Genomic DNA, 13,705 nt, shown 5'->3' on the forward strand with positions numbered 1-13,705 from the left:
CGTCATCAGGGTGCGCTCTGGGTTATTTTTGTGGGTCGTTCTTAAGCCCTTTGCGCACGCTCGATGACGCTGGCGGGAACTGGCTTTTGATTGTCTTGACCCATTCTTTAAGATAGGTGTCGAAGTAGCTGCTGTCGGTTTGCCAGAGCCGATGCACTGCCATGCCTCGAATCATATTCAGCGTGAGGTTCAGAATGGTTTTGGCTTGGGTGGGTGTGTAGCCCGCCTCGCGAAATACTTTTAACCAGACCGTATTCGTGGTGTTTCGGTAGTTCTGCATTACCGGGATAATGCGCTCCATCAGCTCCGGGTCGGTGCGCGCCGCCACGATAATTTCAATGGCCGCCAAGTACGGCCAATCGAAGTAAACGCTTAGGCAGTCTGTAATAAACCCCTCTATGGGGTTTTGCGTCGCTTCGGGCGATCGGGCAACGCGTTGGCCGCGCTCAATGCATTCGTCGTAAACCGACGCCGTCGCGGCGATGACCAGTTCGGCTTTGGATGCGTAATGGTGTACTAACGCCCCATTTGACAGCCCGGCAGTCACTGCAACTTCTTTTGTCGTCAGTCGGCTGTAACCCTGCCGCATCAGCACATCGATGGTGGCTTTGAGCAGTTTGTCTTTGGCTTCTCTGCTTCGGTCTTCTTGCGTGCGTCTGGCGGGTTTGGGCGCGACGCCGGTGCTTTTTATTCTGGTCATTGGACGTCTTTGTCTCGGGTTATGTCGTGCCGATTATATCGGTATATAGGGTAATTTCGGAGTAAATAAAAAACATACCGACTGCTCTGTTTGTGATAAATTATCCAAAAAATACACAAACATCAAGGAGGAGACCGAGATGGCGTTCGTAAAAAATGCCTGGTACGTGGCGTGCTGGGCAACTGATGTAAAGCCCGGTGAAATGTTTGCTCGGCAGTTGCTGGGCGAAAAGGTGGTTTTTTACCGTAAAGCTAATGGCGAGGTGACGGCCTTGCAAGATCGTTGCCCGCACCGATTTATTCCGTTGCATATGGGCAAGCTGGTGGGCGATGCCATTGAGTGTGCCTACCATGGCCTGCAGTTTGATTGCAGCGGGAAGTGCGTCAAGAACCCTCACGGCGACGGAAAAATACCTGCGGCGGCGCGCGTTAAAAGCTACGCCGTCGCCGAAAAGCACCGCATGATCTGGATCTGGATGGGCGACGAGCCCGCAGCGTTTGATGCTATTCCTGATTATGGCGTGCTAGATAGCACCGATGGCTTCCAAACCAGCTTTGGCTATTTGCAGATCCCGTCGAACTACGAGCTGATGGGTGAAAACCTGCTTGATCTGAGCCACATTACCTATTTGCATGATGGTTATTTGGGCAGCCCCGAGCAGGTCGGTGCCGATCAAGTGCTCAAAGAGGTTGGCAATGAGATCCACTGTAATCGTTGGATGCCCAACATATCTGTGCCGGGCATTTTCGACTTGCTATATAAGCAAGATGGCAAGCCAGTCGATATGTGGACGAATATGCGCTGGATTCCGCCGAGCTGCTTTTTGCTGGATACAGGTGTTCATTCGCCGGGTGGCGAGCGCGAAGGGTATGGCTGGTATTACGGCATTCACATCCTGACGCCCGAAACCGAGAAGTCGACGCACTATCATTTTGCGGCGGCCATGCCGCCTGGCACGCAGCTTTCACCTGAAACAGACGAGAAGTTCCGTACGCTGCGTCGATACGCATTTGAGATGCAGGATCGACCCATGATTGACGCCCAGCAAGCTGAAATCGGCGATAACGATTTCTGGGATATGAAGCCTGTTTTGCTTAGCGTCGATGCGGGTCCGGTGCGTATGCGTCGGGCGATCCAGAAGATGTTGCAGGATGAGGCCGCGAGAGCGACGCAACGAAAAGCAGAAGTTAACGTCACCGCAGGGCAGACGGTCAACGCCTGAAGCGTAAAGCAAGACAAAAACTATTCCTTCGAGGAGGCAAGCATGAAAAATATGTTTAAACAGGCGCTGTATGCGTCGGCATTATCTTTGGCATTGGCTGGTGTTGCTGTTGCTCAAGACCCTATAAAAATTGGTTTTATTGGCGAGTTATCGGGGCCTACGGCCGGTGTCGGACAAGATCAGCTCGACGGGTTTAATTTGCTGTTGGATCAAAAGGGCGGGAAGCTGGGCGGCGTGCCTGTTACCCTGGTCCGGGAAGACAGTCAGATGAAGCCTGATGTCGCCAAGCAGGTGGCGCGCAGCTTGGTAGAGCGCGAAAAAGTGCCCATCATCACCGGGATATCTTTTTCAAACATCATGATGTCCATTCATCAGTACATTACAGAGAACGAAGTCTTTTTGATTGGCTCGAACGCAGGCCCGTCGCAAATTGCAGGTGCCCAGTGTTCGCCTTATCAGTTCATCACGTCGTGGCAGGGCGACCAAGCCGCGGAAGCGGTAGGCCAGTACGCTACGGATAAAGGCTACAAAAATGTCGTTGTGCTGGCGCCAAATTATCAGGCGGGCAAAGATATTGTCTCGGGCTTCAAGCGCTACTACAAAGAACCACTTGCCGAGGAGCTGTATACCTCATTGACGCAAATTGACTTTTCGGCCGAGTTGTCCCAGGTTGTCGCGGCTAAACCCGATGCTGTTTTCGCGTTCTTTCCGGGCGGTCTTGGGGTGGCGTTTGCCAAGCAATATGCTCAGGCAGGGTTGATGAATCAATACCCCTTATTAACGACCTTCGTTGTAGATGCACTGTCGCTGCCCGCAATCGGCGATACGGCACTGGGTATTGTCAGCGGTGGCTTTTGGGCACCTGATTTCGACAATGCTCAAAGCCGTCAGTTCGTTCAGGCTTTCGAGGCAAAGTACGGGCGTATTCCTTCTAATTACGCGGCGCAAAGTTACGACGCTGCCTTGTTGCTCGACTCGGCCATTGCCAAAGTCAAAGGGAATGTCGCTGATAAACCTGCTTTCATGGCAGCACTTAAGGAAGCAGACTTCGACTCAGTTCGGGGCGATTTCAGCTTTAGCAACAACAACTTTCCGAAGCAGGGGATGCACGTCATGGAAGTCGTTAAAGACGATAAGGGTCGCTTGACGCTCAAGACAATTGGTACGCCGTTTAAATCGTACCAAGATGCTTATCACGCGCAGTGCCCGTTGAAATAAGTCTTGGTTGGAAAGGGGGGGGCATTGCCGCAGGTAGTGCCCTTCTTTTGTGTTGGGTTTTAGACCGCATTTTCGGGGGCGCCCTGAACTGCCTCCGAGAACAGGTTGAAGATGATCTTACGCAGCCATTGGTTGCCGGGCTCTTTGTGGAATTTGGCGTGCCAGAACAAGTTGATACCTATTTTGGGCAAAGCGATGGGATGGTCGACGTAAGTAAGGTTGAAGGGCTTGGCGTAATGCAGGGCATAAAGCTCGGGCACGGTAGCGATCAGGTCGGTGTTGCTGAGTATGTGGCCGACCGCGACAAAGTGCGGCACAAGTAGCTTGACGATGCGCCTGCTGTCTGTGCTGTCGATGATCTCATCCAGTTTGGCGTGGCCGGTGCCGGCCGAGATCACTTGTACGTGCTCACTGTCGAAGTACTGTTTGCTGCTTATGGTTGTGCCCGCGTAGGGGTGTTCGGCCCGCATCAGACAGACATAGCGCTGCATGAACAGGCGTTGCTGGAAGAAGCCAGTTTTCAACTGGGGTAACAGGCCAATCGCCAGGTCGACATGCCCAGCTTCCATTTCTGTGCTCAGGCTGTCGTGCGTGTTGCGTACCGTGCTGATCGTAACGCCGGGGGCAGTGCGGCTTAGCAAGTCCATCAAGCGTGGCAGCAACGTAATTTCGCCCAGGTCGGTCATGGCAATGACAAATTTTCGGCGGCTGGCCAACGGATCAAACGAGGCGCGTTGATTTAGTGTGTCGTGCAAAGTGCTGAGCGCATACGTGATGGGCTCGGCTAATTGCGCCGCATAGGGGGTGGGCTCCATGCCTTTAGAGGTTCGTATGAACAACTCGTCACCCGTCAGGGTGCGAAGGCGCCGGAGTGCATTGCTGACGGCGGGCTGGCTGAGGTTCATTTTTTCGGCTGCGGCCGACACGCTGCCTTCAGTCAGCAGGTAGTTAAAAACGACCAACAGGTTTAGATCTATGTCTTTCAAGTCCATTATTCACATCGCTTATAGCCCTTATTCATCACATTCTATAGGTTAATGAAGTCTCGTTCTATATACTCGATCCCCTGTATAAACCCATAAAAACTATCAGACGAATCATGGAGTTACATATCCAGCCGTTGGGGCAGACGCTGTCGGTCGATTCAGGGGTGAATCTTCTGGAAACCTTGCGCGCCGCCAATGTGCCCATTTCATATAGTTGTATGGCGGGCCGCTGCGGCACATGCCGCTGTAAAGTGCTCAAGGGTCAGGTGCTCGAATCGGGCCGAGAGGCAACGCTCACCAATCCACACGCCGATGACTATGTCCTGGCCTGCATGAGCTCGATTACCGAGTCGTGCACCATCGAAATCCCCGAGCCCGATGAGGTGGTCAACCACCCGGCTCGCATCATCAAGGCAACGGTCGTCGCCGTCGAAAAAGCCACTCACGACATCCGACGTGTCGTGTTAAAGCCGGCCAAGCCCATCGAATACTCGCCGGGCCAGTACGTCTCGCTTCAATTTACGCCTGACCATATTCGCCCTTATTCGATGGCTGGTTTGTATACCGATGACCACCTTGAGTTCCATGTTCGTATTGTCCCCGACGGTCGGGTCAGCGGCTATGTCGATCAAGTCTTGAAGCCAGGCGATGCCGTCCGCGTTACAGGGCCACTGGGCACAGCCTATTTGCGACGCAAGCACGAGGGCCCTATGTTGTGCATTGCGGGTGGTACCGGATTGGCGCCTGTATTGTCTATCGTGCGTGGGGCTCTCGAAAGCGGCATGACCAACCCCATCCACGTGTATTTCGGGGTCCGCTCACAAACTGACGTTTATTGCACTGATGTGTTGGCCCAGCTGCAGGCGCAGTATGCCAATTTGAAAGTCAGCGTGGTGGTCGCCGTGGGCGCTGCAGCAGACGGTCAACGGACCGGATTGGTGACAGACGCAGTCGAAGCTGATTGGTCGTCACTGGAAGGTTTTCGGGTTTATTTATGTGGTTCGCCGCCTATGGTGGATGCCGCAACATTATTGGTGACGCGTAAAGGGGTGGCCCCCGAGCATGTTTATGCCGACGCGTTTTACGCCAGCGCCAGCTAACCGGCGCCGATTAGCAAGGAGAGGATGATGAGTACTATTCCAGAGGTGTTTCCTCGTGACCCCAAGTGGGAAGGTGAAGGCAGTAGCCGTATCCCGTTTTGGGCCTACACCGACAAAGACATCTATAAACAAGAGCTTGAGCGCTTGTTTTATAACAATCACTGGTGTTATGTGGGCCTTGAAGCCGAAGTCCCCAACCCGGGTGATTTCAAGCGCACGCTTATTGGCGAACGTTCCGTCATCATGACACGTGACGCCGAGGGCGGTATCAACGTTATTGAAAACGTCTGTGCGCACCGAGGCATGCAATTTTGCCGCAAGCGTAACGGCAACGCCAAAGAGCTGGTTTGCCCCTATCACCAGTGGAACTACAGCCTGAAAGGCGACCTGCAGGGCGTACCCTTTTTGCGCGGTGTGAAAAAAGATGGCCAAGTTCACGGCGGTATGCCGAAAGACTTCAAGACCAAAGACCATAATTTGAACAAATTGAAGGTCGCCACCCGCGGTGGTGTGGTCTTTGCTTCTTTTGATCATGATGTCGAGTCCTTCGAAGACTACCTTGGCCCTGAAATGCTGAAATATTTCGACCGCCTGTTCAATGGTCGCAAGCTGCACATTCTGGGCTACAACCGTCAGCGTATTCCGGGCAACTGGAAGCTGATGCAAGAGAACATCAAAGACCCTTATCACCCCGGGTTGTTGCATACCTGGTTCGTGACTTACGGCTTGTGGCGTGCCGACAATAAGTCAGCGCTGCGTATGGACGATCGTCACCGCCACGCCGCCATGATTTCCACGCGTGGTAATGCCGGCGCAAAAAACGAGGTCACCCAGGGGGTTACGTCGTTTAAAGAAAGCATGCAGGTGCAAGACAAACGTTTGCTCGACATCGTGCACGAAGACTGGTGGGGCGAGCCGACTGCCGTCATGATGACGATTTTCCCAAGCGTGATTTTCCAGCAGCAGGTCAATAGCGTCTCAACGCGTCACATTCAACCCAACGACGAAGGCTCCTTCGATTTTGTCTGGACGCACTTTGGTTTTGAGGACGACACGCCCGAAATGACGCAGCGTCGTCTGGTGCAGGCCAACCTGTTCGGCCCGGCAGGCTTCGTATCGGCTGACGATGGCGAGGTTATCGAGTTTTCGCAAATGGGCTTCGAGCAAAAACCGTATCACCGTGCCGTGGCCGAATTGGGCGGCTATGACGTAGAAAATACCGAGCACATGGTGACCGAAACATTGATCCGCGGCATGTATGAGTACTGGCGCAAACAAATGGAGATTTGAGCATGATTGACGTTCAAACCTATATGGACCTGAACAAGTTGTACGCGGATTACGCCTCGGTGATCGATGCCGAGAAGTGGGACGAGTGGGCCGAGTTCTTTGAAGAAGAGTGTGAATATAAAGTGCAGCCGCGCGAAAACCACGAGCGTGGCTACCCGCTGGCCACGATGTGGTTCATCAGCAAGAACATGCTCAAAGATCGCGCTTACGGCATTGTCGAAACGCTGTTTCACGACCCTTACTACCAACGCCATGTCGTCGGCGCGCCCCGTATTCTCAGTTTCGAAAACGGCGTGATCGAGTCCGAGGCCAACTACGCGGTGTTCCGTACCAAGCTCGATGGCGAGTCCACGGTGTTTAACGTGGGTCGTTACCTGGATCGTATTGTTGTCACAGACAAGGGGCTAAAGTTCAAGTCGCGCGCTTGTATCTACGACTCCGAAATGATCCCCAACTCAATTATTTATCCCATTTGAGGTTTTTATGACGCAATGGATTGATGTACTGGCGGCTGACGCCGTCCCCGAAGATGATGTGGTTGGTGTCGATGCCGGCGGCCGCGAAATTGCTATTTATGGTGTTGAGGGTGCCGTTTATGCTACCGACAATATCTGTAGTCATGGTCATGCACGCTTGTGCGATGGTTTTCTTGAGGACTTTGAAATCGAATGTCCCTTGCATCAGGGGCGTTTCGATGTGCGTAACGGCAAAGCCATGTGCGAGCCCTTAACCGAAAACATCCGTTCGTACCCGGTCAAGATTGAAAACGGCCGTGTGTGGGTTGAGCTTGCCGACTAAATAAAAACGACATGGCGGTCACCATAAAAAAATCATGACCGACCAGGAGGAGACATATGACAACACTGGTATTTTCCCAGTTGTTGAATGGGCTGCAATACGGCGTCCTGCTGTTTTTGCTGGCCGCCGGGCTGACGCTGGTGTTCGGCATCATGAGCTTCGTGAACCTTGCTCACGGGTCGCTCTATATGCTGGGCGCCTACTTTGCGGCACTCACATTCAAAAATACAGATTCCCTGACGCTGGCTTTTTTTGCGGCCATTTTCGGCAGTATTGCCGTAGGCGTCATCCTTGAGCGCCTGGCTGTATCCAGGCTTTACTCGCGAGACCACCTCGACCATGTGCTGGTGACTTTTGGCATGGTGCTGTTCTTCAACGAGATGGTGCAAATTCTCTGGGGTACTCAACCGTACTTCTTGCCTGTTCCCGCATGGCTCGACAGTACGGTCAGCATTTTCGGCATGAACTACCCCGCTTATCGCTTTGCCATCATCGTGGTGGGGCTCTTGGTGGCGGTAGGCGCTCACGCAGTCATCAACAAGACGCGTTTGGGCATGTTGATCCGGGCAGGCTCTGTTAACCCCAAAATGGTGGGCGCGCTTGGCGTCAACATCAAATTCCTGAATGCTTTGTTATTTGGGTTGGGGGCGGCATTGGCAGGGTTGGCCGGCGTCATGGCCAGTCCCATTCTGTCGATTCAGTCCGGTATGGGCGATCCAGTCCTTATCACGACCCTCGTCGTCATTGTGATTGGCGGTATCGGCTCGGTGAGTGGTGCCTTTTATGCGGCGTTAATCGTTGGCGTGGTCGACACACTTGGCAGGGCCTTCTTGCCCATGATCCTGCGCGAATTCATGGCGCGCGACATCGCTAATGCTGCGGGGCCCGCAATCGCCTCAATGCTTATATATGTCCTGATGGCGGTTGTGCTTGCGCTTCGCCCACAAGGCCTGTTCGGTGCCCGGAGATAACGATGACGCAAACAACACCATTCAAGTTAAGTACGCTGGTTCCCGTCACAATTATTCTGTTGTTGGCGCTGGTGCCTTTTTGGGGCTATTTCACCGACAGCACTTTTTACGTCGCGTTTTATGCGCGTGTGCTCATTTACGCCATTGCGGTGATTGCGCTAAATATCGCCCTGGGGTTTGGCGGGTTGGTCAGTCTTGGGCACGCGTTGTTCATGGGTATCGGCGCTTATAGCGTGGCCATACCGTCGTTCTACGGTATCGACAGTGGCTGGGTCCATTTGTTTATTTGCCTTTTGGTCAGCGGTCTGTTGGGCTATATCACCGGCGCGATCAGCCTGCGCACCACAGGCATCGGGTTCATCATGATCACGCTGGCGTTCGCTCAGATGGGGTACTTCCTGTTTGTCAGCCTTAAGCAGTACGGGGGCGACGACGGCACAAGTATTGCCAATACCAGCAAAATGCTTGGGCTCGATTTTGGCGGTGTCTATACCGTTTACGGTGTGGCGTTTGTGTTGCTGGTGCTGTCAACCTGGTGGACGGCAAAGCTGCGCGTATCGCCTTTTGGCATGGTCTTGCGTGGCGCACGTCAAAACATCCGTCGTGTTAACGCTATCGGTTTCCAGGCGCAGCAATATTTGTTGGTGTCTTACGTGCTGTCAGCCATGCTGTGCTCGGTGGCTGGGTTCTTACTGGCCAATCTCAATGCCTTCGCGTCACCCACCACTTTGTCCTGGATTATTTCAGGCGATCTGGTGGTCATGCTGGTGCTGGGCGGCATTGGTACCGTATTTGGGCCATTGTTAGGGGCACTTGCCTTCCTGGGTCTTGAAGAGTTGCTGAAAATGTTCACCACGCATTGGTTGGCCGTGTTTGGTCTGGCCATTGTTGTGATTGGTCTGGTGGGTAAGGCCGGCATTGTAGGTTTTCTCGATGCCGTGGCCCTGCGTGTTGGCAATTCGGGCAAGCGTGGCCCGCAGCCTAAAGGAGAGCAGGCATGAGCAAGCCGGCATTGCAAACTCAATCGCTTATCAAGCGTTATGGTGGGCTTCTGGTCACCGATTCCGTTTCTATCGATGTCCATGAAGGTGAGCTGCACGCCATTATTGGTCCAAACGGTGCGGGCAAAACCACATTAATTAATCAATTGTCTGGCGAACTCTGGTCGGATACGGGCGATGTGCTGTACGCGGGGCAGAAAATTACCGCGCTACCCATTTACGACCGGGCCCGTCGCGGTGTGCTGCGCTCATATCAGATCACTTCTATTTTTGAAGAGTTCACAGTGCTCGAAAACACGGTGCTGGCTGCCATGGGGGCGAAATCCCACGCGTATTATTTTTGGCGTCCCATGCTGGGGCGGGCAGACCTCGTCGAAGCCGCCCGTCATGCGCTTGAAATCACCCGGCTGTCTCATCGCGCCGAGGTGCCGGCGGCCGAGCTGGCTTACGGCGAACGCCGTCAGTTGGAGCTTGCCATGGCCCTGGCGGCCAAGCCGAAGGTGCTGTTGCTCGACGAACCCATGGCCGGGATGAGCCCTCAAGAGTCCACGAGTGTTATTGAGCTACTCAAGTCATTGAAGGGTTCTCATTCCATTTTGCTGATCGAGCACGATATGGAGGCCGTTTTTGCCTTGGCCGATCGGATCACGGTATTGGTATACGGCAAGGTGCTGTGTACGGGTACGCCCGATGACATTCGCAATAACCCGGAAGTTAAAACGGTCTATTTGGGCGACGAGCACATCGGCTAGGAGAAAACATGTCTGCATTGCTGCAAGTTAACGACATCCACGCCGCGTATGGGCGTGCCCAGGCGCTATTCGGGGTGTCATTCGAAGTTCGACAGGGCGAGGTCGTCACCCTGCTGGGGCGAAACGGCATGGGTCGCTCCACTGCCATCAAATGTATTTTTGGGCTATTGCCTGTTAGTAAAGGGCACATACAGTTTGTGGGGCAAGCAACGCATGCGCTACCCTCATACAGTATTGCCCGTTTGGGCCTGGGGCTTGTTCCTGAAGGTCGTCAAGTGTTCCCCAATTTAACGGTCGAAGAAAATCTCATCGCTACCGCGCGTCCGCCCGTTAGCGGAGGGCAGGGGGTTGCGCCCTGGACACTCAATCGCGTGTATCAGTTCTTTCCCCGCCTGAAAGAGCGGCGCACGAACTTTGGCGGTCAGTTATCGGGCGGCGAGCAGCAAATGCTGGCCATTGGCCGTGCGCTGATGACAAACCCGCGTTTGCTGGTGCTCGACGAAGCCACCGAGGGCCTGGCGCCCCTGATTCGTGCTGAAATCTGGGCCGCATTAACGGCCCTTAAAGCCGAGGGCATGTCGCAGATTGTGGTCGACAAGAATGTCGGGGCATTGCTTGGGTTTGCTGATCGCCATTATGTGCTTGAAAAGGGTCAAGTCGTTTGGTCGGGCACCTCAGGTGACTTAAGAAATGATCCGAAGGTAGTCAGCCAGTATCTGGGGGTTTAATCGACGGCGCAGATGTGATGATCGGACATGGGTTATTCATAATTTGGGTAGCCGTTATGTCCGATTTTTTGTTGACTGGATTTTCGTCATCTTTACCATGGGTGCATGGGCCGAAGCATGTTTTATTGGTCTGCAACCATAAAAAACAGGAGACAAGTCAATGAAATCATCTGCAGTTTCTAAGCTGCTGTTGGGGGCCGCGTTAGCTATGGCCTCATACGGCGCGATGGCCGAAGTCAAGATCGGCTTCATCGGTCCATTTTCTGGCCCAACCGCCCAACTAGGGAAAGAACAATACGATGGCTTGATGCTTGCCATTGAGATGGCTGGCGGAAAGCTGGGCGGGCAGGCGGTGACGGTTATCCGTGAAGATGATCAAATCAAGCCCGAGCTGGGGGCGCAGGCTATCCGCAAGCTTCTTGACCTCGATAAGGTCGATGCCATTGTCGGTTTGAGTGCAACCAATGTACTGATGGCCAGTCTGCCCAGAATCGTTGAAAGTGGCAAAGTCGCCCTGGCCTCTAATGCCGGGCCCGCCATATTGGCGGGCGCAGAATGCAAGCCCAATGTATTCGTCACGTCGTGGCAGTCCGACGGCCCGTCAGAGGCGATGGGCAAGTACGTCCAAGAGAAAGGCTTTAAGAGCGTTTTTCTTATGGCCCCGAATTATCAGGCCGGTAAAGACATGCTTGCCGGGTTCAAGCGTTATTACAAGGGTAAGGTTGTAGACGAAATCTACACCCAGGTTGGGCAAACCGATTACTCCGCTGAAATTACGCAGATCCAGGCCGCTCAGCCCGAGGCGGTGTTTGTGTTTTACCCCGGCGGGATGGGTATCAACTTTACCAAGCAAATGTCGCAGGCCGGCTTGTTGCCCAAGCTGCCTGTGTTCTCGGTGTTCATGGTCGACCCAACCACATTGCCCGCAATTGGCAATGCGGCCGAAGGCACAGCGGCCAGCGTGGTTTGGGATGCCGAGCTCGATAACCCAACCAGCAAGGCATTCGTTGAGGCGTTTCGTAAAAAATACGACCGCACACCCAGTTACTATGCTGCAGCAGGTTTTGATTCTGCCAACATTCTTGATGTCGCCATTCGTAATTTAGGCGGAGACGTCTCCGACAATGCGAAGTTTGCTGCGGCGGTAAAAAAGGCGGGGTCTGAGTTCAAGTCTGTGCGCGGCTCGTTCAGCTTCAACACCAATAACATGCCCGTCCAGAATTTTTATATTTTCGAATATCAAAAAGCGGGCGACAAGGTGGTGCCGAAGTTCATGGGTACCCCGCTCGAAGCGCATCAAGACGTCTATGTATCGCAGTGCCCTATGAAATAAGGCGTATGGCATAAGGCGTTGTCTTATGTTGAACTGACAGCCCTGATATCTATCGGGGCTTGTCATGCTTTCAAGACGTACGTTATTGCTGTCGGGTGCGCTGCTAACGTTATGGCCGGGCTGGCCACCTGTACTTCGGGCTAGGCAGGCTTGCGATTGCAAGCGCGTCATACACATCGATCTAGACTACCTGTACGACAGCGATGCCTCTCAGGTTGGGCGTAACCTCGAGGCCTTGGTTGCTCGTGTGGCGTCTATTGGCGCTAATACTGTTTTCTTGCAGGCGTTTGCAGACCCCGTAGGCGATGGGCTGATCCGTCAGCTGTACTTCTCTAATCGTCACTTACCGGTTCGGGCCGACCTATTCGGTAATGTGGCCACGCGGTTGCGTAATCAGTTGGGCGTGGCGGTATACGCCTGGATGCCAGTGCTGGGGTATGCGCTCGACTCGACTTTCGAGCGCGTGGTGCGTGTTGACCCCAAGCCGCTGGTTCACCCCCCCTTGACCGATCCGAATCAGTACTTGCGGTTATCGCCGTTTAGCAAACGTGTGCGCGAGACTGTTGGTGAAATCTACGAAGACCTGGCCGGGTCGGCGGACTTTGATGGCGTTTTATTTCACGACGACGCATTGTTAAGTGACTATGAAGACGCAAGTGAGTCTGCCTTGGCTGCCTATGCACAAGCGGGCTTGCCGTCAACCATTCACGAGCTACGCGCTGACCAAGACATCTTTCAACGTTGGACACGTTACAAGACCCAAGCGTTGAATGACTTCACGATTGAGCTACTGGACTGCGCGCAGGCGGTAAGAGGCCAGCCCCTAAAGACGGCGCGCAATATATATGCGTTACCTGTGCTTCGGCCCGACAGCGAAACCTGGTTTGCGCAAAACTTCGATGACTTCCTTGCCATTTATGACTGGGCAGCAGTGATGGCTATGCCGTTAATGGAAGGAGTTCGGCCGGAAGTTGCGGAGGCTTGGCTTGAGCGACTGGTGGATAAAGTGGCCGAGAAGCGAAATGGCCTTGCTCGCACTATATTTGAGTTGCAGGCGCGCGACTGGTCTTTGCCGGGGCAGCCCTATATAGAAGAGCAAACACTTGTATCGTGGATGGCAGCGCTTTATAAACAAGGTGCGCGCCATGTAGGCTATTACCCCGACGACTTTATTCGTGGCCGCCCTAGGGTACAGCTTATAGCGCCATTAATGCGCGATGAATAAAGTCAGTGTGCGTAGGGCCACCTTCACCAATTAAGCGCCACTGCCATAAATCACCTGGTCTGTATTGGTTGGTGTGCCGTTATCAAGTAGTGCCACAGTCAAATAACCCGCATGCCCAGTCGTAAACCGGCATTTTTCAAACTATTTTGAATATTTTTCGCGGTTGACTTGCACACTTTAAAATAAGCGTGCTATAGTTCGCCTCCTTTGCAGCACAGCCAATTCGGGTTTACCCGAATAAGCGGTAAAGCAAAGGGCGAGGCAGCAACTTTTTTTAAGCCGCGCAGTTGGGGTCCAGGTTCTGGGTTTCGGTTGTGGGGTTGGCCTGAATAAGGCGAGTTGTTCAAGTCGTGGTGGTGGTTTTAAGGAGTTGATTAAAAA

General features: G+C 53.6%; 14 protein-coding genes. 12 read left to right on the forward strand and 2 right to left on the reverse strand.

The genetic code is table 11. The features are described from left to right. Positions 1 to 22 precede the first annotated feature (22 nt). Entirely contained in the window at positions 23 to 700 is a 678-nt protein-coding gene (locus CHR62_RS06340; RefSeq protein WP_123660379.1) for a TetR/AcrR family transcriptional regulator, read from the reverse strand. 139 nt (positions 701 to 839) lie between these two features. On the opposite strand from CHR62_RS06340, the gene CHR62_RS06345 reads away from it, so the two are divergent. After that, entirely contained in the window at positions 840 to 1,922 is a 1,083-nt protein-coding gene (locus tag CHR62_RS06345; RefSeq protein WP_123660380.1) for an aromatic ring-hydroxylating dioxygenase subunit alpha, read from the forward strand. 42 nt (positions 1,923 to 1,964) lie between these two features. Further along, positions 1,965 to 3,140 (forward strand): ABC transporter substrate-binding protein, encoded by a 1,176-nt coding sequence (locus CHR62_RS06350; RefSeq protein WP_123660381.1) that lies wholly within the window; start codon positions 1,965 to 1,967, stop codon positions 3,138 to 3,140. A gap of 59 nt (positions 3,141 to 3,199) precedes the next feature. Here the strand turns inward: CHR62_RS06350 and CHR62_RS06355 are convergent, their stop codons facing one another. Beyond that, the gene (locus tag CHR62_RS06355; protein ID WP_123660382.1) at positions 3,200 to 4,132 is read right to left on the reverse strand and encodes a LysR family transcriptional regulator; all 933 of its coding nucleotides are present in this window, start codon (positions 4,130 to 4,132) and stop codon (positions 3,200 to 3,202) included. Positions 4,133 to 4,239: 107 nt separating this feature from the next. On the opposite strand from CHR62_RS06355, the gene CHR62_RS06360 reads away from it, so the two are divergent. The 10 genes from CHR62_RS06360 (at position 4,240) to pgaB (ending at position 13,324) form a co-directional block, all read left to right on the forward strand. After that, entirely contained in the window at positions 4,240 to 5,226 is a 987-nt protein-coding gene (locus tag CHR62_RS06360; RefSeq protein WP_123660383.1) for a 2Fe-2S iron-sulfur cluster-binding protein, read from the forward strand. A 27-nt stretch (positions 5,227 to 5,253) separates the two neighbouring features. Continuing rightward, positions 5,254 to 6,516, forward strand: coding sequence for an aromatic ring-hydroxylating dioxygenase subunit alpha (locus tag CHR62_RS06365; RefSeq protein ID WP_093971006.1), 1,263 nt, complete (start codon positions 5,254 to 5,256; stop codon positions 6,514 to 6,516). 2 nt (positions 6,517 to 6,518) lie between these two features. Beyond that, positions 6,519 to 6,992 carry an aromatic-ring-hydroxylating dioxygenase subunit beta gene (locus tag CHR62_RS06370; protein WP_093971007.1) on the forward strand — a complete coding sequence of 158 codons (474 nt, stop codon included), beginning with the start codon at positions 6,519 to 6,521 and terminating at the stop codon, positions 6,990 to 6,992. A gap of 7 nt (positions 6,993 to 6,999) precedes the next feature. Then, on the forward strand, positions 7,000 to 7,314 hold the full coding sequence (locus CHR62_RS06375) for a non-heme iron oxygenase ferredoxin subunit (protein WP_123660384.1): 315 nt from the start codon (positions 7,000 to 7,002) through the stop codon (positions 7,312 to 7,314). A 56-nt stretch (positions 7,315 to 7,370) separates the two neighbouring features. Continuing rightward, entirely contained in the window at positions 7,371 to 8,285 is a 915-nt protein-coding gene (locus CHR62_RS06380; RefSeq protein ID WP_123660385.1) for a branched-chain amino acid ABC transporter permease, read from the forward strand. A gap of 2 nt (positions 8,286 to 8,287) precedes the next feature. Next, positions 8,288 to 9,286: a branched-chain amino acid ABC transporter permease gene (locus CHR62_RS06385; protein ID WP_123660386.1), complete on the forward strand. Its 999-nt coding sequence runs from the start codon at positions 8,288 to 8,290 to the stop codon at positions 9,284 to 9,286. Beyond that, complete coding sequence (locus CHR62_RS06390) at positions 9,283 to 10,038, forward strand: ABC transporter ATP-binding protein (RefSeq protein WP_123660387.1); 756 nt, start codon at positions 9,283 to 9,285, stop codon at positions 10,036 to 10,038. The genes CHR62_RS06385 and CHR62_RS06390 overlap by 4 nt, the downstream gene beginning before the upstream one ends. A gap of 8 nt (positions 10,039 to 10,046) precedes the next feature. Next, the gene (locus CHR62_RS06395) at positions 10,047 to 10,766 is read left to right on the forward strand and encodes an ABC transporter ATP-binding protein (protein ID WP_123660388.1); all 720 of its coding nucleotides are present in this window, start codon (positions 10,047 to 10,049) and stop codon (positions 10,764 to 10,766) included. A gap of 160 nt (positions 10,767 to 10,926) precedes the next feature. After that, positions 10,927 to 12,099 carry an ABC transporter substrate-binding protein gene (locus CHR62_RS06400; RefSeq protein WP_123660389.1) on the forward strand — a complete coding sequence of 391 codons (1,173 nt, stop codon included), beginning with the start codon at positions 10,927 to 10,929 and terminating at the stop codon, positions 12,097 to 12,099. 64 nt (positions 12,100 to 12,163) lie between these two features. Then, positions 12,164 to 13,324, forward strand: a complete 1,161-nt coding sequence (gene pgaB, locus CHR62_RS06405; RefSeq protein ID WP_123660390.1) for a poly-beta-1,6-N-acetyl-D-glucosamine N-deacetylase PgaB — start codon at positions 12,164 to 12,166, stop codon at positions 13,322 to 13,324. Positions 13,325 to 13,705 lie beyond the last annotated feature (381 nt).

The organism is Pusillimonas sp. NJUB218, from assembly GCF_003788685.1.
GTDB lineage: Bacteria > Pseudomonadota > Gammaproteobacteria > Burkholderiales > Burkholderiaceae_B > Neopusillimonas.

Excerpts from the sequence above, each read along its gene's own strand:
- pgaB (WP_123660390.1), top strand. The coding sequence starts at position 12,164 with ATGCTTTCAAGACGTACGTTATTGCTGTCGGGTGCGCTGCTAACGTTA.
- CHR62_RS06385 (WP_123660386.1), top strand. The coding sequence starts at position 8,288 with ATGACGCAAACAACACCATTCAAGTTAAGTACGCTGGTTCCCGTCACA.
- CHR62_RS06390 (WP_123660387.1), top strand. The coding sequence starts at position 9,283 with ATGAGCAAGCCGGCATTGCAAACTCAATCGCTTATCAAGCGTTATGGT.
- CHR62_RS06360 (WP_123660383.1), top strand. The coding sequence starts at position 4,240 with ATGGAGTTACATATCCAGCCGTTGGGGCAGACGCTGTCGGTCGATTCA.
- CHR62_RS06365 (WP_093971006.1), top strand. The coding sequence starts at position 5,254 with ATGAGTACTATTCCAGAGGTGTTTCCTCGTGACCCCAAGTGGGAAGGT.
- CHR62_RS06340 (WP_123660379.1), bottom strand. The coding sequence starts at position 700 with ATGACCAGAATAAAAAGCACCGGCGTCGCGCCCAAACCCGCCAGACGC.
- CHR62_RS06355 (WP_123660382.1), bottom strand. The coding sequence starts at position 4,132 with ATGGACTTGAAAGACATAGATCTAAACCTGTTGGTCGTTTTTAACTAC.
- CHR62_RS06345 (WP_123660380.1), top strand. The coding sequence starts at position 840 with ATGGCGTTCGTAAAAAATGCCTGGTACGTGGCGTGCTGGGCAACTGAT.
- CHR62_RS06375 (WP_123660384.1), top strand. The coding sequence starts at position 7,000 with ATGACGCAATGGATTGATGTACTGGCGGCTGACGCCGTCCCCGAAGAT.
- CHR62_RS06400 (WP_123660389.1), top strand. The coding sequence starts at position 10,927 with ATGAAATCATCTGCAGTTTCTAAGCTGCTGTTGGGGGCCGCGTTAGCT.
- CHR62_RS06395 (WP_123660388.1), top strand. The coding sequence starts at position 10,047 with ATGTCTGCATTGCTGCAAGTTAACGACATCCACGCCGCGTATGGGCGT.
- CHR62_RS06350 (WP_123660381.1), top strand. The coding sequence starts at position 1,965 with ATGAAAAATATGTTTAAACAGGCGCTGTATGCGTCGGCATTATCTTTG.
- CHR62_RS06370 (WP_093971007.1), top strand. The coding sequence starts at position 6,519 with ATGATTGACGTTCAAACCTATATGGACCTGAACAAGTTGTACGCGGAT.
- CHR62_RS06380 (WP_123660385.1), top strand. The coding sequence starts at position 7,371 with ATGACAACACTGGTATTTTCCCAGTTGTTGAATGGGCTGCAATACGGC.